Annotated in this window: 14 protein-coding genes; 7 read left to right on the top strand and 7 right to left on the bottom strand. The window is 66.8% G+C overall.

What is annotated here, in order from left to right:
* Positions 1-11 precede the first annotated feature (11 nt).
* Positions 12-2,336 carry a penicillin-binding protein 1A gene (locus AC07VI_RS19490; protein WP_492994668.1) on the bottom strand — a complete coding sequence of 775 codons (2,325 nt, stop codon included), beginning with the start codon at positions 2,334-2,336 and terminating at the stop codon, positions 12-14.
* A 212-nt stretch (positions 2,337-2,548) separates the two neighbouring features.
* Here AC07VI_RS19490 and AC07VI_RS19485 point away from each other — a divergent pair, with 212 nt between their 5' ends.
* Together AC07VI_RS19485 and hepB are read left to right on the top strand one after the other, a co-directional pair.
* Positions 2,549-4,810: an OPT family oligopeptide transporter gene (locus AC07VI_RS19485; RefSeq protein ID WP_099375643.1), complete on the top strand. Its 2,262-nt coding sequence runs from the start codon at positions 2,549-2,551 to the stop codon at positions 4,808-4,810.
* A 171-nt stretch (positions 4,811-4,981) separates the two neighbouring features.
* Positions 4,982-7,858 carry a heparin/heparin-sulfate lyase HepB gene (gene hepB / locus AC07VI_RS19480; RefSeq protein ID WP_492994665.1) on the top strand — a complete coding sequence of 959 codons (2,877 nt, stop codon included), beginning with the start codon at positions 4,982-4,984 and terminating at the stop codon, positions 7,856-7,858.
* On the opposite strand, the gene AC07VI_RS19475 is transcribed toward hepB, so the two are convergent.
* Together AC07VI_RS19475 and AC07VI_RS19470 are read right to left on the bottom strand one after the other, a co-directional pair.
* Positions 7,841-8,788: an AAC(3) family N-acetyltransferase gene (locus AC07VI_RS19475; protein WP_157792270.1), complete on the bottom strand. Its 948-nt coding sequence runs from the start codon at positions 8,786-8,788 to the stop codon at positions 7,841-7,843. The genes hepB and AC07VI_RS19475 overlap by 18 nt on opposite strands.
* On the bottom strand, positions 8,781-9,926 hold the full coding sequence (locus AC07VI_RS19470; RefSeq protein ID WP_492994663.1) for a prenyltransferase/squalene oxidase repeat-containing protein: 1,146 nt from the start codon (positions 9,924-9,926) through the stop codon (positions 8,781-8,783). Before AC07VI_RS19470 ends, AC07VI_RS19475 begins: the two co-directional genes overlap by 8 nt.
* A 185-nt stretch (positions 9,927-10,111) precedes the next feature.
* Here AC07VI_RS19470 and AC07VI_RS19465 point away from each other — a divergent pair, with 185 nt between their 5' ends.
* From AC07VI_RS19465 to AC07VI_RS19445, 5 genes are all read left to right on the top strand, one after another.
* Positions 10,112-10,339 carry a hypothetical protein gene (locus AC07VI_RS19465; RefSeq protein WP_086148268.1) on the top strand — a complete coding sequence of 76 codons (228 nt, stop codon included), beginning with the start codon at positions 10,112-10,114 and terminating at the stop codon, positions 10,337-10,339.
* Positions 10,340-10,437: 98 nt separating this feature from the next.
* The gene (locus AC07VI_RS19460; RefSeq protein WP_157792268.1) at positions 10,438-10,938 is read left to right on the top strand and encodes a GNAT family N-acetyltransferase; all 501 of its coding nucleotides are present in this window, start codon (positions 10,438-10,440) and stop codon (positions 10,936-10,938) included.
* A 109-nt stretch (positions 10,939-11,047) separates the two neighbouring features.
* Complete coding sequence (locus AC07VI_RS19455) at positions 11,048-11,569, top strand: sigma-70 family RNA polymerase sigma factor (protein WP_492994660.1); 522 nt, start codon at positions 11,048-11,050, stop codon at positions 11,567-11,569.
* Positions 11,562-12,563, top strand: coding sequence for a FecR domain-containing protein (locus AC07VI_RS19450; protein ID WP_492994658.1), 1,002 nt, complete (start codon positions 11,562-11,564; stop codon positions 12,561-12,563). The genes AC07VI_RS19455 and AC07VI_RS19450 overlap by 8 nt, the downstream gene beginning before the upstream one ends.
* Positions 12,564-12,662: 99 nt before the next feature.
* Positions 12,663-15,167 (top strand): TonB-dependent siderophore receptor, encoded by a 2,505-nt coding sequence (locus AC07VI_RS19445; protein WP_086148391.1) that lies wholly within the window; start codon positions 12,663-12,665, stop codon positions 15,165-15,167.
* Positions 15,168-15,176: 9 nt separating this feature from the next.
* On the opposite strand, the gene AC07VI_RS19440 is transcribed toward AC07VI_RS19445, so the two are convergent.
* From AC07VI_RS19440 to AC07VI_RS19425, 4 genes are all read right to left on the bottom strand, one after another.
* The gene (locus AC07VI_RS19440) at positions 15,177-15,560 is read right to left on the bottom strand and encodes a hypothetical protein (RefSeq protein WP_099375638.1); all 384 of its coding nucleotides are present in this window, start codon (positions 15,558-15,560) and stop codon (positions 15,177-15,179) included.
* 13 nt (positions 15,561-15,573) lie between these two features.
* Positions 15,574-17,268, bottom strand: coding sequence for a hypothetical protein (locus tag AC07VI_RS19435; protein WP_492994655.1), 1,695 nt, complete (start codon positions 17,266-17,268; stop codon positions 15,574-15,576).
* 12 nt (positions 17,269-17,280) lie between these two features.
* Positions 17,281-17,958 carry a UPF0149 family protein gene (locus AC07VI_RS19430; protein WP_492994653.1) on the bottom strand — a complete coding sequence of 226 codons (678 nt, stop codon included), beginning with the start codon at positions 17,956-17,958 and terminating at the stop codon, positions 17,281-17,283.
* Between the two features lie 131 nt (positions 17,959-18,089).
* A complete protein-coding gene (locus AC07VI_RS19425) occupies positions 18,090-19,538 on the bottom strand; it encodes a peptide MFS transporter (RefSeq protein WP_436543773.1) in 1,449 nt (482 codons plus the stop codon).
* Between the last annotated feature and the right edge of the window lie 10 nt (positions 19,539-19,548).

The raw sequence follows: 19,548 nt of genomic DNA, 5'->3' as shown, positions 1-19,548 counted from the left end.
TGGCTTTTTCACTAGTTGGTTTCCACCGGCACCGTCTCCGGCAGCGCCGCCGGATCCGTCGGCGTCTCCACATCCATGTCCAGCGTTTTCACGCCGTTCATGTCGATGAATTCGTCGTACAGCCACTCGCCGTCGACCTGGCTCAGCCCGGCCGGCACGGCGCGCGCGATTGGCGGGCGCGTCGCCAGGGCCGTGCGCATGTAGTCGATCCAGATCGGCATGGCCAGGGTGGCGCCGAATTCGCGCCCGCCCAAGGACTTGGGCTCGTCATAGCCCATCCATGCCACCGCCACGATGCCGCCGCTGTAGCCGGCGAACCAGCCGTCGACGGCGTCGCTGGTGGTGCCGGTCTTGCCGGCGATGTCGCTGCGGCCCAGTCTTTTCGTCGCCGCCGCGCCCGTGCCCGTGCGCGCCACTTCGCGCAGCATGCTGTCCATGACGAAGGCGTTGCGCGGGTCCAGCGCCAGGGTCTTGTCGTCGTTCGGCGTGGGCGGCTTGGTCTGCACCAATACCGTGCCCCTGGCGTCGACGATGCGGTCGATCAAATACGGTTCCACCTGGTGCCCGCCATTGGCGAACAGGGCGTAGGCGCCCGCCATCTGCACGGGCGTGACGGAACCGGTGCCCAGCGCCATGGTCAGATTGTTCGGCTGGCGGGCCGGGTCGAAGCCGAATTTTTCCAGGAAGTCATGCGTGTACGCCACGCCCAGCGCGCGCAGGATGCGCACGGAGGCCACGTTCTTCGATTGCGCCAGCGCATAGCGCATGGTGATGGGGCCGTCGAACTTGAAGTCGTCATTCTGCGGCGCCCACACCTTGCCGCCCGCCTGCATCTCCAAAGGCACGTCGTTGATCAGGGTGGCCGGCGAAAAGCCTTTTTCCAGCGCCGCCGAATACACGAAGGGCTTCATGGCCGAACCGGGCTGGCGCCAGGCCTGCGTGACGTGGTTGAACTTTTGCAGGTTGTAATCGAAGCCGCCCACCATGGCGTGGTAGGCGCCCGTGTCCGCGTCGAGCGAGACGAAGGCGGCGGCCACCAGCGGCACTTGCGTGATGGCCCAGTTGCCCTTGCCATCCTGGCTGATGCGGATCACGGCGCCCGGGCGCAGCCTGATGCCGGCGCTCGCCTTGCTCGATAGGGCAGGGGCGGCGAAGCGCAAGCCTTCGCCCGTGATGGCCTTGGCGTCGCCGTCGCCCGTGTCGGCCACCACCTTGCCGCTGGCCACTTCCGTGACGACGGCGGCGATCAGGCCGTCGCTGTCCGGGCGTTTTTGCAGCGCAGCATCGATGGCGTCGTCGCGCTGTTCTGCGTCCGCCGGCAGGTCGATGAAGGTTTCCGGGCCGCGGTAGCCGTGGCGCTGGTCGTAGGCGATGACGTTGCGGCGCGTCGAGGCGTAGGCCGCGTCCTGGTCGGCTTTCAGTATCGTCGTATAGACGCTGATGCCCTTGGTGTAGCTGTCTTCCTTGAACTGCGCGTAGACGGCCTGGCGCGCCAGTTCGGCCACGTATTCGGCGTGCGTGTCGAAACCCTGCTTGCCGCGGCTGTTGAAATGCAGCGGCTGCGCCAGCGCCTGCTGGTACTGGCCTTCGCTGATGTAATCGAGTTCGCGCATGCGTTTCAATACCAGCTTCTGGCGCGCATGGGCCTTTTTCGGATTGCTGATCGGGTTGTGGCGCGATGGGTTTTGCGGCAAACCGGCCAGCATGGCCATTTCCGCGATCGACAATTCATTCAGCGGCTTGCCGAAATACGTCTGCGCCGCGCTGCCAAAGCCGAACGAGCGCTGGCCCAGGTACATCTGGTTCATGTACAGCTCGAGAATCTGCTCTTTCGACAGGGCCGCTTCGATTTTCAGGGCCAGCATGATTTCATTGAGCTTGCGCGAGGCGACTTTTTCGCGCGTCAGGAAGAAATTGCGCGCCACCTGCATGGTGATGGTGGAGCCGCCGCCGTGGCCGAAGCCGTGGCGCAGGTTCGACAGCACGGCGCCGCCGGCGCGCACGAAGTCGATGCCGTGGTGTTCGTAGAAGCGGCTGTCCTCGATGGCCAGCAGGGCTTTTTTCATCATGTCGGGCACTTGCGCAATCGGCACGAAGTCGCGGTGCTCCTCGCCGAATTCGCCGATCAGCACCTTGTCGGCCGTGTACACGCGCAGCGGGATCTTCGGCTGGTAATCGGTGATGACGCCCAGCTCGGGCAGGCGCGGGCGCACGTACAGGAACAGATAAGCTGCCAGCAGCACGGCGGCGGCCAGCGCGGCGCAGCCGGCGATGATGAAGCCGCGCACGGTGGCGCGGCGCGAAGGCCAGGGAAATCCGGATCGTTGGGCAGTCAAGGCAGTCTCACGGTAGCGTGCAGGGCACGGTGGCAGCGATTATAGACCAATGCGCCGGCGCTTCCCATGCGGGCCGGGCGGCGGGGCCAGGCGCCGGGACCGGGAGCAAAAAACCTTTTCATCGAAACGCGGCTGTGCGATAGTCACGGCTTCAAGAAAATAGCCCGGACGTCGATCCGGGCTGTTTATTTTACAAGACTAAGGAACTTTATATGGCAAAAGATGCAACACCGAGCGCCATGAAGCCGTATATTCCGGCCGACGCCAAATTGCCCGAAATGACTTTCCGCGCGCTGTTCATGGGCGTCATCCTGGGGATGGTCTTTGGCGCCTCCTCGCTCTACCTGGTGCTGAAGGTGGGCCTGACCGTCAGCGCCTCGATTCCCGTCGCCGTGATCGCCATCACCCTGTTCGGCCTGGCCAAGAAGGTGGGCGGCAAGGATTCCTCGATCCTGGAAAACAGCATCACGCAAACGGCCGGTTCGGCCGGCGAATCGCTGGCCTTCGGCCTGGGCGTGACCATGCCCGCCATTTTGATCCTCGGCTTCGACCTGGAAATCTCCAGAGTCATGCTGGTCGGTGTCCTCGGCGGCCTGCTGGGCATCCTGATGATGATCCCCATGCGCCGCACCATGATCGTCGACCAGCACAAGGAACTCAAGTTCCCCGAGGGGACGGCGTGCGCGGAAGTGCTCAAGGCGGCCGCCACGGAAGAATCGCGCATCGCCGCCGGCGAAAGCATCGAGAAGGATTCGGCCGCCGCGCTGGACGCCAAGCGCCGCGCCAAGATCATCTTCGGCGGTTTTGCCGTCGGCTTGCTGTATAAAGTCTTCAATATCTCGTTCAAGGGCTGGAAGGACACGCCGGGCGTGGAATTTGCCGCGCCGCTCAAGGGCGGCTCCATCGGCGCCGAGATTTCGCCGGAGCTCCTGGGCGTGGGCTACATCATCGGCCCGCGCATCGCCGCCACCATGGCGGCCGGCGGCGTGCTGTCCTACCTGCTCTTGATCCCGATGATCAAGTTCTTCGGCGACAGCCTGACCACCGTGCTCTCGCCGGGCACCAAATTGATCAGCGAAATGGGCGCCGACGACGTGCGCAGCGCCTACGTGCTGTACATCGGCGCGGGCGCCGTGGCCGCCGGCGGCCTCATTTCCCTGGTGCGCGCCATGCCCATGATCTGGCGCAGCCTGTCGGCCGGCCTGAAGGGCATCGGCAAGGGCGTCAAGAGCGACTCCACCCTGCGCACAGACCAGGATATCCCCCTGAAATGGGTCGTCATCGGCTGCCTGTCCATCATCGCCGTGATCACCTTCGCCACGCCGCTGCACATGAACTTCCTCGGCGCGCTGCTGATCCTCGTCTTCGGCTTCCTGTTCGCCACCGTGTCGTCGCGCCTGACGGGTGAAATCGGCTCCTCGTCGAATCCGATCTCCGGCATGGCCGTGGCCACCTTGCTGTTTACCTGTTTGATCTTCCTCATCATGGGCTGGACGGGCGGGCGTTACTATGTGACTGCCCTGTCGGTGGGCGCCATCGTCTGCATCGCCGCCAGCAATGCGGGCACCACGTCGCAAGACTTGAAAACCGGCTACCTGGTGGGCGCCACGCCGCGCCTGCAGCAGTACGCGATCCTGGCCGGCGCCTTGTCGTCGGCGCTGATCCTCGGTCCGATCCTGCTCAAGCTGAACGAGGCGAGCACCGTCTACGTGCCGGCCGCGCAGGTGGCGCCCGGCCTGACGGTGGACGCATCGAAGCTGACGGTGACGGGCGAGCTGCATGGCCCGCAAGCCGAGGCCGACCACAATACATATAAAGTCTGGCAAAAGACGGACACCGTGGGCGGCCCGGCCGGCAAGTACTTCGTCAAGGAAGACGGCCAGCTGGCTTACCTGGTGGACCCGGGCATCAATGGCCACTACAGCAAGCGTCCGGACGGCTCGGAAGTGAAAAAGTACGATGCGCCCAAGGCCGTGCTGATGTCCTACATCATCAAGGGCATCCTCGACCAGCAGCTGCCGTGGACCCTGGTGCTGTTCGGCGTGATGATCGCCGTGGTGCTGGAAATGGCCGGCATCCCGTCGCTGGCGTTTTCGGTGGGCGTGTACCTGCCGCTGTCCTCGACCCTGCCGATCTTCGTGGGCGGCCTGGTGCGCTGGCTGGCGGACCGCCGCAACAACAAGCTGGAACACAACGCCAAGCTCAATGAAGAAGAGCGCCAGCTGGCGGGCGACCGCAGTTCGGGCGTGCTGCTGGCCTCCGGCTACATCGCCGGCGGCGCGCTGGCCGGCATCATCATCGCCATCACGGCGGGCGTGCTGACGCACTTCGACCAGATGATGGCCGACTGGGCCGAGCACGGCAACCCTTTCTACGCGGGCTTGAATGCGGATGCGCTGTCGCTGCTGCCGTATGCGGCCATCATCGTGCTGCTGTACCTCGTGGCGCGCGAGAAGAAGGCGCCGCAGGCATAGCGCGCGGCCGGTCCGCATTGCCAGCCAAAACCGCCCGGGGGTGATACCGGGCGGTTTTTTTTATGCGCGCGGCGGGCCGCCGCCGGTATTTGTTGTAAAAATACAATCGGACTGACGCCGCATGGTGTATTGTTGCTGATATTTAAAATACAACAAAATGGGGTGCCAGGAATGTTCAAGCTGCGATACCGTCACAAGTTGCAATATTTGATCCATGTCGCCTTGCTGGCGGCCAGTCCCGCGCTGCAGGCGGCGTCTTTTCCCGTCGAAGCCATGTTCGAGGCGGAAGCCGGGGCGCCAGGCGGTCCGTGGACGCAAGAGTATCTCGGCAGCAATGTGGTTTCCGGCGGCAGCTACCTGTCCACGCCGGCGGACCTGGCGCGCGCCGATACGCCGGGCGCGGCGGCCGAGCTGTCGTACAGCGTGGCCGTGCCCCGCGCCGGCAACTACACGGTCTGGCTGCGCGTGCTGGCGCCGGCGGCGGACGCCGCCTCGCTGTACCTGGCGCTCGACAACGGCGCCTATGCCAGCGTAGCGGTGCCGTTCATCGCCGGCCAGGCCGCGCAGTGGACCTGGGTGCCCGTCACGCGCTGGCTGGCGGCCGGCGCGCGCGAACTCAAGCTCAAGTACCGTGACGGCGGCGTGGGCATCGATTGCCTGCTGGTGACGGCGCTCGCCGACTTTGTCCCGCAAGGCTATGGCGCGTACCCGCTGCCCGCCGTGCTGCCGCCGCCAGGCGAGCATCCGCGCCTGTTTGCCCGGGTGGGAGACCTGGCCGCCATACGCGGCCGTTTCGAGTCGAATGCGGCCGAGATGGTGCAGCACCGCACGGTCCTGCATGCGTTTATCCAGGCGCCGGCCGTGGTTGCGCTGCCGCCGTTCGTGCCAGGCGGCCCGGCCGCGACGAACCACCAGACCGAAGTCGTGAGCCGGATCAAGGCGAAGGCGCTGTTCTCGCTGCTGTATGAAGGCGGTGGCGCGCCGGCGTCGGCGCAGCGGGGCGGCGAAGCCGTGCAAATGCTGCTCGACTACCTGGCGGCCGTACGCTTTTCGCCCGGGGATAGCCACCCGAACGAAAAAGGCGACATCATCCTGGCCAGCGCCATGGTGTATGACTGGTGCTACAGGCTGATGAGCGCGCAGCAGCGCGCCTATGTCGTCACGCGCTTCACGCAGATCGCCGCGACGATGGAAATCGGCTTTCCGCCCTCGCGCCAGGGCGTCGTCGTGGGCCATGGCAGCGACAACCAGCTGCTGCGCGACCAGCTGTCGGCCGCCATCGCCTTTTATGACGAGGCGCCGCTGGTCTACAACATTGTTGCCGGGCGCTTCTTTGCCGACTATATTGCGCCGCGCAACTATGCCTACGCGGCGCAAGCCTTTCATCAGGGGGCATCCTACGGCACGGTGCGCTTCCTGGCGGACATGTACGCCGCATGGCTGTTCCGGCGCATGGGCGCCGCTCCCGTGTTCGATCCCGTGCAGCAGATGACGCCGTATCATTGGCTGTATGCGCGCCGCCCCGACGGGCAATGGATGCGCGATGGCGACGTCTACCATTCCTCGTACACCAACAGCACGCAATACTGGAGCGAACCGCTGGCCTTCCTGCTGCCGGCGGCCTATTACAACAATCCCACCCTGAAGCACGAGTACCTGACGCAGTCGTCGCAGCAGTCGACCAGCTTTATCCATCCCCGGGACAGCCTGTGGCCTGTGCTGCTGGGCAACACGGCCATGGACAGCACGCCCAGTCCCGCCACCTTGCCGTTGACCAAGTATTTTCCGGACCCGGCCGGCCTGATGATCGCCCGCACGGGCTGGACCGATGGCATGCAGGCGCAGTCCGGCCATGTGGTGGCCACGATGAAGCTGGGCGGCGACTGGTTCGGCAACCACGAGCATTACGACGCCGGGCATTTCCAGATTTACTACAAGGGCGGCCTGGCCATCGATTCGGGCATTTACAGCGGCAGGGATGTCGCCGATCCCGCCATTGTCCTGGAATACGGCAGCGCGCACGACATGAACTATCACAAGCGCAGCATCGCGCATAACACGATGCTGGTGTATGACCCCAGCGAGAGTTTTGACGGTTATGCCAATGACGGCGGACAGCGCTTTCCTGGCGAGGAGCCGCAAACCCTGGCGGAACTGGCCAACGGCTACAAGGTGGCCACGGTCCTCCGGCACCAGTCCGGCCCCCAGGCGCAGGCGCCGGACTTCAGCTACATCAAGGGCGACCTGACGGCCGCGTACAGCAGCAAGGTGCGCCAGTTCCAGCGCTCGTTCGTGTTCCTCAATCTCAAGGACGGGGATCACCCGGCCGCCCTGGTCGTCTTCGACAGGGTCAGCGCCAGCGATGCGGGATTCAGGAAGACCTGGCTGCTGCACAGCCAGTCCGAGCCCGAGATCGCCGGCGACACCGCGGTGGTCCGCCGCACGGAGTGGGACTACAACCATCGCTACCAGTACAACGGCAAGCTGATCAACCGCACCCTGCTGCCGGCGAATGCCGTGCTGGCCAAGGTGGGCGGCAGCGGCAATGAGTTCAGCGTCGGCGGCACCAATTATCCTATCCAGCCCGAAGCGGACTATTCGACCGAGGAAGCGGGCGCCTGGCGGCTGGAAGTGTCGCCGCCGGCCGCCGGCGAAACGGACTTGTTCCTCAATGTCATGCAGGTGATGGATGCCGGCAGCGCGCTGCCAGCGCTGCCCACGACGGCCATCGCCTCGCCGCTGCTGGCCGGCGTGCAGATCAAGGACCGCGTGGTGCTGTTTTCCCGGAGCGGCCTGCCGCTCGGCGGGCTTGTCACAGTCGAGTTGCCGGCGCAAGCGGCGTCCATGCAGGTGCTGGTGACGGATTTGCAGGAGGGGCGCTGGACTGTCCGCAAGCGCGGCACGGGCGCTCCCATCGAGGATGAGGTCAATGCCGAGGCGGGCACCCTGTACTTCATCGCCAGCGGCGCAGGCGTATACGATTTGCAGCGCAGCGGGACGGGCGCGGCGCGCGCGGCGGCCTTGCCAGCCTCACCGGCCGTGCCGTAAGGCGCCATCGGCGACGGGCCGCGCCGCCAGTTCACCGGCTGTGGCGTAGATCGTCACGTGTTCGGATGCCAGCTGGCGCAGGTGCTCATGAAACGCCTGCGCCGGAATGGCCCACGACGCCGCCTCGCCCACTTGCCCGTTGACGCGCAAGCCGGCGGCGTCGAATTCGCGCGCAAAATAGTCGCGCAAGTCGCCGCGGCCCGGCTGGTCGATGCGGCGCCGGGCGATGGCGGGATCGAAGGGGCGCACGGGCACCTCGCAGCGCCGGCCGGCGTGATCCAGGCAGGCCAGCAGCTTTGTCTCGTCTTCCCATACGGGCACGGGAAAGGCGTCGCCCATGGCGTCTTCCAGCGCGTGATAGAACGTCACCGGGCCCATGGAAATGCCCAGGCCCAGCACTTTCGCCTGGGTGCAGCCGATGAAGCGCTGCCATGGCGAGCCTGCGCCGAAGATCGACGGCGCGCGGTGATGCCCCTCGGTGAGGCCGGCCGCATGGCGGCCCCACGCGGACACGGAATGGGTCGGGTGGATGCTGCGGTGGATGCCGGCGCTGGCGAGGAAGGCTTCGGGCAGGCGGCCCATGCTGGTGCCGTGACGGCGCGGGTCGAACACATACTCTTTCATGGCGCAGGTGGCGCGCACCGTGCCGCCGGGCAGATAATAGGTGGGCAGCAGCAAGGTGCCTTGCGCACCGACGGCGTCCTGCAGGGCGCCTATCACGGCCGCCGCGCCGCCTTCCACGTAACCGAGGCTGCGCAAGGATGAATGGATGAACAGGGTGTCGCCCGGCGCGACGCCCAGCCGCGCCAGATCGGCCGCCAGGCCGGCGCGCGTCACATGGCGAGCGCCGTGGCGCACGTGCCGGGCGCTGACGGCGCGGCGCCACGTTTCCAGCGCAGTCCTGGCGGCGCGCCTGGCCCGCTCAAGCATCGCCAACTTCCAGTTCCAGCAGGTTGGCATCGATGCAGAACTTGGCGGCCCAATTCAGGTAAGCCCAGGCGCCGTAATCGCCGTCGACGGGAAACGCGCCCTTCACGCCGCCGCGCACGTGCGCCGGGCCGTCGATGACGACCGTGCGCCGCACGAAGCCGTTCAGGCGGCGCGCCGCGTCGAGAAAGCGGCGCTCGCCCGTGCGCTGATACAGCAGGAACAAACAATGCGCGTTTTGCGCCGAACCCGTGAGACAGGCGAAGTCGGCGCCGGGCAGAAACGCGTGGTCGAGCCGGCCGGGCAGGTAGCCATCATCGGCCACGGCATTGGCCACGCCCGTACCGGTGCGCACGGCGGCGTCCAGCAGGTCGGCGCGCGCGGAAAAGCGCTGCGCTTCGAGCAGGCCGCGCAAGACGTAGCCGATGGTATGGCTCAGGGGCTTGAGCGGCTCGTCCAGGCAGTTCGATGCGAACCAGCCGTTCGGCTGCTGGCGGGTCAGTGCCCAGTCGACCTGGCGCAGGCCGGCCGCGCCGTAGCCGTGGCCGGGCGCGGCGCGGTCTGCCTCGAACAGGCCCCACGCCACGTGGGTTTCGTAGGCCTTGTCGCCGGGCCTGGCGAACGGCGTGGGATGCCGGCGCCAGCAGCCGTCGGCGTCCTGGCTGTCGCGCAGCCAGCGTGCCGCGCGGTGCAGGGCGTCCTCGTAGGCCGCGCCGTACGCCGCCACGCCCGCCGCCAGGCCCAGCAGGATCTGGCCCGTGTTGAAGGTGACGGGCACGCGCGGCGTCGAATCGATCTTGCCGCCCTGGAAGCCGCCTGCGGGGAACTGGATGGCCACGCACCAATCGAGCATGCGGCGCGCCCGTTCGTGCAGGGCGGCGTCGCCGGTGCGCCGGGCCACGGCGATCATGGTGGGGATGATGTAGCCGGTGGTCTCCGGGTAGGAGCTCGACCAGCCCGTCAGCAGGCTGTAGTCGCGGGCCACGCCGCCGTCGTTTGAGCTGGAATGGTCCTGCGCCGCGCCCAGCCAGGCCGTGCAGGCGTCGATGACGGCTTGCGGCCCGGGATCGCTGGCGGGCAGCCCGCGCCGGTCCGCCAGGCGCTCGGCGCGCGCCGCCGCCGTGAGCCTGACTGGCGGCATCACGGTGTTCCTGATGGTACTGAGCAGTGTGCGCATGGCGGCGGGAAGTGCGGTAGGAGTGGACTCACGCTACTGTAGCGCCGGCGGCCGGCATGGCCATTGACTTGCCGCAAGGTTCTTCCATCGACCGCCGCGGCCAGCATAGGCGCATAATGGATGCCTCACCACCGTCGACGAGGCCCGCCATGAACAGCGTCACGCTTGCATACACAGTCGTCACCAATCCCGACTCCTTCGTCGGCTTCAAGTACTATGTCAAGGCGGGGCAGGCATTCGATGCCGACGATTTTGCCTATTCCTATAAGTTGAAACGCTCCGACCTGGATCCCGACAGCGTGCTGGCCACGCGCGAGGCGGCGGCGAATCTGCAACCGGGCGAGTGGCTGAGCGTATCGCATTCGATTGCGGCGTAGCGATACCGCTGCGTGCTTCTTCTTTCACTTTACCGGCCCGCCGGGGACATATGCATCTGACTCCTTCAGCATTTCCTGATATTTCTATTGTTCCAACTTTGCCTGAACACGCCGAAGCCCTCGCCGAACTGGTGGCGCGCAACCGCGCGCACTTGAAAGCTTACCTGCCCGCCGTGGCGCAGCTCGACGCATTCGGCGAGGCGCTGGCCTATCTGCAGGCCGCCGCCGCCCGCGCCGCCAGCGGCGGGGTACTGGAATGGCATGTTTTCTCCGGCACGGCCTTGTGCGGCAGCATCCGCCTGAAAGACATCGACACGGCGCAGCGCAATGCCCGCATCGGCTATTACCTGGGGCAGCAGTTCCAGGGCCGGGGCATCGCCGGCGCGGCGGTGCGCGCCGTCCTCGCGCACGCGTTTGGCGCGCTGCAATTGCACCGCATCGAATTGCAGTGCGCGGCCGCCAATCACGCCAGCAGGGCGCTGGCCGAACGGCTGGGATTTATGCATGAAGGCGTGTTGCGGCAGGCGGAATGCTTGAATGGCGTATTTGTCGACCTGCACGTCTATGGCTTGCTGCAGGCTGACTTCAGACCGGATTGAGCCGCTTGCCGTGGCCGCTGCAGCCGCTATCTTGCCGAGCTGCCCACTTCTGCCTATAATTGAGAATAATTCTCATTAAGTTTGCGCTATGCGCCAGACTCGCCGCTCCATGTCCGCCGACCACTTTTCTTTGCATGCATACGATGACATCGCCATGCTGTATCGCCAGCACCACGGCTGGCTGCGCGGCTGGCTGCAGCGCAAGGTGGGCAACGCTTTCGACGCGGCCGACCTGGCGCAGGCCACCTTCCTGCGCGTGCTCGCGCCGCAGGGCATGCAGGGCGTGCAGGAGCCGCGTGCTTACCTGACGACCATCGCCCGCAACCTGCTGATCAACCATGTGCGCCGGCGCGCCATCGAGCAAGCCTACCTCGATGCCCTTGCCCTGATGCCGGAACCGGTGGCGCCGCCGCCCGAGGTGCGTTTGATGTTCCTCGAACGGCTGGTGGAGCTGGACCGGCGCCTGGCCGCTTTGCCCGCACAGGCCAGGCAAGCCTTCCTGCTGGTGCAGCTCGACGGCATGGGGCAGCAGGAGGTCGCGGCCGAACTGGGCATTTCCCTGTCCACCGTCAAGCGCCATCTGGCCAGGGCGGCCCTGCGCTGCTTTTTCCCGGAGCAGCACGATGGATGACGAGATGCCGGTTCCGCTGGGCGGCGCGGCTGCGGCCGCCCGCGTGGCGCCTGCCGTGGCGCGGCGGGCCGTGCAGTGGTGGCTGGCGCTGCACGGCGGCGACGCCACTGCCGCACAGCTCAGTGCGTGGCAGCGCTGGCGCGCCGAGGACGCCGAACATGAACGGGCCTGGCAGCGCATCGAGGCGGTCAGCGGCCAGTTGGCCGGCATTCCGCTGCCGTTGGCCAGCGCCGCCCTGGCCGCGCCTGCGGGCGCGCGGCGGCGCCGCGCGGTGCGCCTGCTGACGGCGCTGGTGGTCGTGGGCGGCAGCGCCGCCCTGTTGCGCCAGGCACCCGCCTGGCAGTCGTGGCACGCCGACGCCAGCACGGCCACGGGCGAGCGGCGCACGGTGCGCCTGCCGGACGGCGGCACGCTGGTGCTCAATACCGATAGCGCCATCAAACTGCACTATGACGCCGGCGCGCGCGCGGTGCGGCTGCTGCGCGGCGAGGTACTGCTGCAGACGGCGCCCGATGCGCAGCGGCGGCCCTTCTTCGTGCACACCGTCGATGGCGCGGCGCGGGCGCTGGGCACGCGTTTCATCGTGCGCCAGCACGACGGCTTCGTGCGGGTCGGCGTGCTGGAAGGGGCCGTCGAGCTGCGGCCCGCCGCGGCCCAGGGCCAGCCGCGCGTGCTGCAGGCGGGCGAGGAGGGCAGTTTTAGCCGCGCCGGCGCGGGCGCGGCGCAGGCGCTCGACGCCGGCGCGGGCGCCTGGGTTGACGGCATGCTGGTCGCCGCGCACATGCGCCTGGACGCCTTCCTGCTGGAGTTGTCGCGCCACCGGCGCGGCCACCTGGGATGCGACCCGGCGCTCGCGCATCTGCTGGTGTCGGGCGTCTATCCGCTGGCCGATACCGACAAGGTACTGCTGGCGCTGACGCAAGCCTTGCCCGTCGAACTCCATTATCTGACGCGCTACTGGGTCACGGTGCGGCCGCGCGCCGCGAAAAAATAAACTGAAAATACATGGACTGTTTTTGCCCGCTGTCTTGTCAAGGGAAGTGAGGGCCCAGGTTTTGGCCCGTTCCACCCATCCATGATACGAAGGCATGCCATGAACGATCGCAGCACATTCCATCCCTCCACGCGCTTGCGCGCACCGGGCCTGTTGGCCATGAAACCGCTCGCCCACCTGGTGCATGCGCTGTGCCTGGGCGCACTGGCCGGCCTGGCCGGCGCGCCGGCGCTGGCGCAAACGGCCGGGCAGGCCGAGGTCCTGCGCCGCTATGCCATCCCGGCCGGGCCGCTGGAAGCGACATTGAATCGGCTCGGGCGTGAAGCGGGTTTGCTGCTCGCCTTTGGCTCGGCGGCAACGGAAGGGCTGCGCAGCGGCGGCGTCAGCGGCAGTTATACGGTGGACGACGCGCTGGCGCGGGCGCTGGCCGGCACGGGACTCGCCGCCGTGCGCACGGCCGGAGGCGGCTATGCCTTGCGCGCCGCCACCGCGTCCGCTACCGGCGCGGCGGCCGATGGCGTGCAGACGATGGCGCCCGTGACCGTCAGCGCGCAGGGGGAAGCGGAAAACCCCTGGGGCAAGGTCAGCGGCTATGTGGCGCGGCGGGCCAGCACCGCCACCAAGACCGATGCATCCTTGCTGGAAGTGCCGCAATCGGTGTCCGTCATCACGCGCGACCGCATGGATGACCAGGGCGTGCGCACCCTGAACGACGCCATCCAGTACACGGCCGGCTTGCGCAGCAACACGGCAGGCGCCAATCCCGCCGACGACAGCCTGTCGGTGCGCGGCTTCAGCCAGTTTTCGGGGGCGTTCTACCTTGACGGCATGCGCCTGATGCCCATGGGGACGCTGGGCTTCTTCGGCGTGGAGCCGTATGGCGCCGAGCGCGTGGAAGTGCTCAAGGGGCCCTCGTCCGTGTTGTACGGCCAGAATGCGCCGGGCGGCATCGTCAATTTCGTTGCCAAGCGCCCCGCGGCGGACCAAGTGAACCAGGTCGAAGTGTCGCTCGGCAGTTACGCCCGCAGGCAGCTGGCCCTCGACGTGGGCGGCCAGCTGGCCGACGACGGCAGCCTGCAGTACCGCCTGGTGGGGCTGGCGCGCCAGGCGGACCAGCAGATCGACTACATGAAGGACGACCGCTATTATCTGGCGCCCAGCCTGACGTGGGCGCCAAGCGCCCGCACCAGCGTCACCTTGCTGGGCTTTTTCCAGAAGAATCGCGCCATGCAATCGTCGAACGTGCAGTGGGAGGCCTTGAATGGCAGCAATCCGAATGGCCGCCTGCCGCTGACGCGCTTCCTGGGGGAACCCGGCTTCGACCACGAGGAGACAAGCGTCGCCTCTGCCGGCTACGCGGCGCGCCACACGTTTGACGGCGGGTGGACGCTCCGGCAGAATTTCCGCTACCTGCATGCGGATAATCATGAACAGTATATGTTTCGTTATGGCAATTTAATCGACCATGCGATCAGCAACCGCGAGATCGATACGCGCGACGGCAAGGGCAGCGTGTACTCGCTCGACACCAGCGTGACGGGCCAGGTGGCGACGGGCGCGCTGCGCCATGAGGTCGTTGCCGGCATCGACTACAGCCGCAGCAGTACTTCGTTCAGTTCGTATATCGCCGACGGGCCGCAGATCGCTATCTACCGCCCCGTTTACGGCGGCGCGCTGGACCTGGCGGCGCTGGCGCCCGATGCCCTGCGCCGCGAGCGTAACCGTCAGCTGGGCGCCTACCTGCAAGACCGTGCGCAGTACCGCAACTGGGTCTTCACCGTGGGCGGGCGCCAGGACTGGACGCGCCAGGAACAGCGCAATCTGCTGGTATCGCCGTCGAGCACGACTTTGCGCAAGCCCGGGGCATTCACGGGCCGCGCCGGCGTCACTTACCTGGCGGCGAACGGCCTGGCGCCTTACGCCAGCTACAGCGAATCGTTCTCGCCCGTCTCCGGCGCCGACCGCCTTGAGCGTCCGTTCGAGCCGGAAACGGCCCGGCAAGTGGAAGTCGGCGTGAAATACGCGCCTGGCGCGCATTTGTCCGTGACGGCCGCCGCATTCGAACTGCGCCGCCAGAACGTGCTGACGACGGACCCGGACGATCCGAATTTCTCGATCCAGCAGGGGGAGGTGCGCTCGCGCGGCATCGAACTGGAAGTGGCGGCGCAGCCGAACAGCCAGCTGAAACTGCTGGCGTCCCTCACCTACAATCCCCTGAAAGTGACGAAGGCGAATCCGGACATGTGGGGCACGAACGTGCAGGGCAAGTCGCCCTATGAAGTGCCCAGGCAGATGGCATCCGCCTGGGCCGACTACGCCTTCGCCGGCAGCTTGCGCGGCCTGTCGGCCGGCGCCGGCGTGCGCCACGTGGGCGCCAGCTGGGGCGACGCGGAGAACACCTTCCAGGCGCCGGCGTTCACCTTGGCCGACCTGTCGCTGCGCTATGACCTGGGGCAGGCGCGCAGCGGCTGGCGCGGCCTGAGCGTGAGCATGACGGTGAAGAACCTGTTCGACAAATACCATGTCGCCTCGTGTTTCTCGGCGCGCGCCTGTAACTATGGCGAGCAGCGCAATGTCGGTGTGCGCGTAGCCTACCTCTGGTAGCGCGCAGCCTTACGCCGCATCAAACCAGGCGCGCAGTTCATCCCCGGCGCGCTGCGCCGTCGCCTGCGTCAAGGTCAGCACGATGACCTTTTCCCGCGCCGGACGAAGGTGCCCATCGCTGCCGGCCAGCTCGATGGCTTGCCCGAAGCTCGTGTAGCAGGCGCCGAACTCCTGCGGGCACTGCTGCACGATGCGCGCCGCCTTGCCGGCGTCGCGGTCGGCCAGGTTGACGATGGGATTGCCGTCATAAAACGGCTGGCCGTTGGCAAACGCGGTGCGCAGATACGGCGCGCACCGGCCGTCGAGGAAGGCCAGGCGCGCCTGCCAGTACGCCTCAACCGCCGCATACACGGCGTGGTCCTCGAGAAAATCGGCAAACAGAAAGTCGTTCATAAGGTTTCCTCGGCTAGATGCCGAACACTTTCAAGATGGCGTCCGTAAAACCCTCGAACCAGCTGCCCGCCTTGCCCGGCTGCTTGCCGTGGCGCGGGGTTTCTTCGTACAGGTAGACGCCGTTGTCGCCGTCGAAGCGGTCGTTGAGCAGCGCCTGCCGGCCGCGCAGGTAGGGCAGGAAGGTTTCGCTGCGCATCGTCGAGTACAGCACGCCGGTAGTAAAGCCCAGGGTGGCGGACTGGCTGATGGAGCGGCCCTGGCCGGCCCGTTCCAGACGCACGCCGCGGCAGCCGCGCACGATCAGGGTGACGGGGCCGCGAAAGACGATGAAGCGCAGCTGCAGGGTGAGCCAGGCATGCAGGCTGCCCAGGCGCCAGTGGCTCGATATCGCCAGCGGCTGGTCCGCGTCGCAGACCAGGCCCACGAGTCCCCTTGGCTGGAATACGAGGGCGCTGCCGGCAGGCAGGCGCACGACGGCCACTTCCAGCAGCGGGTCGTCGCTGGCGGATATCGTCACGGATGCCGCCGTATCGCTTTCCAGCCGCGTCAGCGCCGCCATGCCGGCGGCCAGACTCGTCAATGGAAAGCGCCAGTCCAGCAGCCACTGCGTGCGTTTATGCGTGCCGACGGGCGACGATTGCAGGTATTCGGGATGGATCAGCATCCGCTGGCCCGGCTGCAGTTGCAATGCCTGCGAGACGGCGGAGATGCGCGACTGGCCATCGGGCGGCGAGGGGGGCGCGCTGGCCGTGACGTTCAGCGCGCGCGCGATGGACAAGGGTTCCAGGCGCGAAGCGACGGGCGCCAGCACGAAGTAAAAGAAGGCCTTGATGGCCACGGGCAGCAGGATGGCCGACAGCACCAGCAGGGCGGCCGTGGGCGCCACGTCCATGACGGGAGCGCGCCAGCGGGCGATCCAGTTGCGCGCCAGTTGTTCCTCGCTTGCCGCAATCGCCTTTTGTACGGGCGCCAGCACGCCGCTCAAGGCTTGCTCGTCGATGGCAAACGGGGCGGGTCGGGCAGCATTGCTGGTGCGCGCGCGCTGTGCCAGCCAGGCTTGATAGGCTTGCAGGTTGATCTCGCGCAAGCGCTGGCCTTCCCCTTCGAGACGCGACAGCTGCGCATGGGCGTCGCTGCCGGGCAGGCGCGCCGCGACAGGATGCAGCGCTTCCAGCTGCCGGCGCTGACGTAGATTTCCTTGCAGCGCCGCATACGCGCTGACGTGTTGCGCATGCAGGCGCGCCAGCGTCTGGCGCGCATCCTCGCCGCTGATCGCCGCCTGCAGGGCGCTCAAGTAACGCGCCTCCTGCGCCAGCACTTCGATTTCCACGCGGCGCGCCGCTTCGTCCTGCGCATGGCGGGCCAGCGTATCGGGCGCGGGCAGGGGGAGGGTGAACAGCGACGCTTGCTGGCGCGCGCGCAAGGCCGCCAGTTGCGCCTGCACTTCTGTCCGGCGGGCGGCGACGGCCGCGTGCGAGGCGTGCGCCAGGGCGTTGACCCTGGCCGTGGCCGCCTCGGCCAGACCAGTGCCGTGGCTATCGGCGTTATCGGCGGCCAGCCCGAGCGCGGCGACAGCCTCGCTGCCGGCGCTGTAGGCGCGCCAGTCGGCCAGCAGCAGGCGGCCGGCCAGCAGGATGACGATGAACAGGGCGAACTGCAGCGCGTGGCGCAGCAGGAAGCGCAGGACGGCCGTCAGCAGCTGGCGCAAGGAGATGCGTCCTTAGCCGGCCGCGCTATCGGCGTCGGCACAGCATTTCTTGTACTTTTTGCCGCTGCCGCAGTGGCAGGGGTCGTTGCGGCCCGTTTTCGGCAGTTCACGCAAGACGGTGGCGCCGGGCTGGCTTTGTTTCAGGTGGCGCTGGCGCGCCCAGGCGGCGTTGATGGCGATGACGGCGGGAATGACGCCATCCATGGCCGTTTCGGCCGCGTCGTCATCGAGTTCGGCGGCCGTGGCCAGGTGCTGGATGGGCGCCAGGTACTGCGGGTGGCTCACGGCCAGGGCCGCCCACTGGGGCTTGTCCAGGGCCGTGCCAAGGACAAAACCGGCGCACCAGGCGGGCACGCTCCATTCGGGGCCGCAGACGTAGATGGGCTCGAAGCTGTCCGGGTCCTTCGCCAGCCATTCGACCATGTAGGCGTGGTGGCGCTGCGCCAGGCCGGCCGCCCGTTCGCTGGCGGCGTCGGGCGCGGGCGCGGCGCTGCCCGCCGCCTTGTCCCAGACCCAGGGTAACCATTGCTCAACTGCAATTTGTTTCGGGCTCAGGGCGACGGCGGTCAGAAAACCTTCCAGCATCGACACGTCCATGGCGCGGCTGGCCAGCGCGGGCGCGGCCAGCAGGGTGTCGAGTTCGGCGTATTCGTCGTCGGAGAGGGGCGTGGTGGTGGAAATGCTGGACATGGGATTCTTTTTCGGTGTTGGTCGGGTGGCCGCTGGCCATGGCAGTATTGTACCGCCCGCCAGGGCAAAAACCGGCGCCGCAATGAAAAACGGCGGCCCGCGGGCCGCCGTTCTGATCTACAACAAGACGCTTACTTCACGCCGTGCATCAGTTTGTTGATCAGCGGTGCGATCAGGAACAGCACGACGCCGGCGCCCAGCAGGGACCAAAAGCCGAAGGTGTAGCCGGACAGGGCCGACTGCACCGACATGCCGCTTTCGCCGCTGACGTGGCTGGCGAAGATGCCCGACAGGTTGTTGCCGATACCGGTCGACAGGAACCAGCCGCCCATGCCCAGGCCCACCAGGCGCACCGGCGCCAGCTTGGTGACCATCGACAGGCCGATAGGCGACAGGCACAGCTCGCCGATCGATTGCAGCACGTAGACGGTGGTCAGGGTCCAGAACGGGATCTTGTTGTCGGCGCCAACCAAGCTCGACAGAGCGAAGATCAGCAGGCCGAAGGCCAGCGCATTGCCCAGCAAGCCCAGGCCGAATTTGCGCGGGATCGACGGATTGACGTTGTGGCGCGCCAGGAAGACCCAGACGGCGGCGATGATGGGCGCGAAGACGATGATGGCGACCGAGTTGACGGTCTGGAAGTAGGCGGTCGGGAAGATCCAGAAGCCCAGGTCGCGGTTGACGATCTTGTCTGCCAGGAAGGTAAACGAGCTGCCTGCCTGTTCGAAGAACATCCAGAACAGGATGTTGAAGACAAAGATCAGCAGCATGGCGATGACGCGGTCGCGCGCAATTTTACCGTTGCGTATGCCTTCGATCATCAGCATGACGGCCAGGCCGACGAACAGCACGGTCAGGACGATTTGCAGCTTTTCAGCGCCGACGGTCAGCAGGAAGTACATCAGCGGGATCACGCACAGGGAACCGACGGCCACCCAGACGACGCGCATCGGGCTGCCGGAACCGGCTTCCGGCGCGCCGATGCCCTTCAGGGCGCGGCGGCCGATGAAGAACCATACCAGGCTGATCAGCATGCCGAAACCGGACGCCATGAACACCATCTTGTACGACGGCATGGCGCTGGTGCCGAAGATCGACTCGGCCAGCCACTGGGTAAAGACGGGCGCGACCATGGCGCCCATGTTGATGCCCATGTAGAAGATCGTGAAGCCGCTGTCGCGGCGCGGATCGGCGGTCGTGTACAGCTTGCCGACCATGGTCGAGATGTTCGGCTTGAACATGCCGTTACCGACGATCATCGTGGCCAGGCCCAGGTTGAAGATGTCCTGGTTCGGCACGGAGATGCAGAACAGGCCGGCAGCCATGAAGATGGCGCCCAGCAGGATGGAGCGCTGGTAGCCGATGACGCGGTCGGCGATGTAGCCGCCGAACAGGGCGCCGGCGTACACCAGCGCGAGGAAGGAACCGTAGGTCAGGTTGGCCGCTGCCTGTCCCGAACCGTCGCCGCCGTGGAACTGGGCCACGATGTACAGTACCAGCGCCCAGCGAACTCCGTAGAACGCGAAGCGTTCCCAGAATTCAGTCATGAACAACATCCACAATGGGCTCGGATGGCCCATAATCTGCTTG

It is taken from the genome of Janthinobacterium sp. GW821-FHT03A03 (assembly GCF_059421435.1).
This window is presented reverse-complemented; position numbering and strand designations above follow the sequence as displayed.

Bases quoted from the DNA above. Each gene is read 5' to 3' on its own strand.
- AC07VI_RS19445 (WP_086148391.1), top strand. From the start codon at position 12,663: ATGAACGATCGCAGCACATTCCATCCCTCCACGCGCTTGCGCGCACCG.
- AC07VI_RS19455 (WP_492994660.1), top strand. From the start codon at position 11,048: ATGTCCGCCGACCACTTTTCTTTGCATGCATACGATGACATCGCCATG.
- AC07VI_RS19470 (WP_492994663.1), bottom strand. From the start codon at position 9,926: ATGCCGCCAGTCAGGCTCACGGCGGCGGCGCGCGCCGAGCGCCTGGCG.
- AC07VI_RS19465 (WP_086148268.1), top strand. From the start codon at position 10,112: ATGAACAGCGTCACGCTTGCATACACAGTCGTCACCAATCCCGACTCC.
- AC07VI_RS19485 (WP_099375643.1), top strand. From the start codon at position 2,549: ATGGCAAAAGATGCAACACCGAGCGCCATGAAGCCGTATATTCCGGCC.
- AC07VI_RS19450 (WP_492994658.1), top strand. From the start codon at position 11,562: ATGGATGACGAGATGCCGGTTCCGCTGGGCGGCGCGGCTGCGGCCGCC.
- AC07VI_RS19440 (WP_099375638.1), bottom strand. From the start codon at position 15,560: ATGAACGACTTTCTGTTTGCCGATTTTCTCGAGGACCACGCCGTGTAT.
- AC07VI_RS19430 (WP_492994653.1), bottom strand. From the start codon at position 17,958: ATGTCCAGCATTTCCACCACCACGCCCCTCTCCGACGACGAATACGCC.
- AC07VI_RS19425 (WP_436543773.1), bottom strand. From the start codon at position 19,538: ATGGGCCATCCGAGCCCATTGTGGATGTTGTTCATGACTGAATTCTGG.
- hepB (WP_492994665.1), top strand. From the start codon at position 4,982: ATGTTCAAGCTGCGATACCGTCACAAGTTGCAATATTTGATCCATGTC.
- AC07VI_RS19475 (WP_157792270.1), bottom strand. From the start codon at position 8,788: ATGCTTGAGCGGGCCAGGCGCGCCGCCAGGACTGCGCTGGAAACGTGG.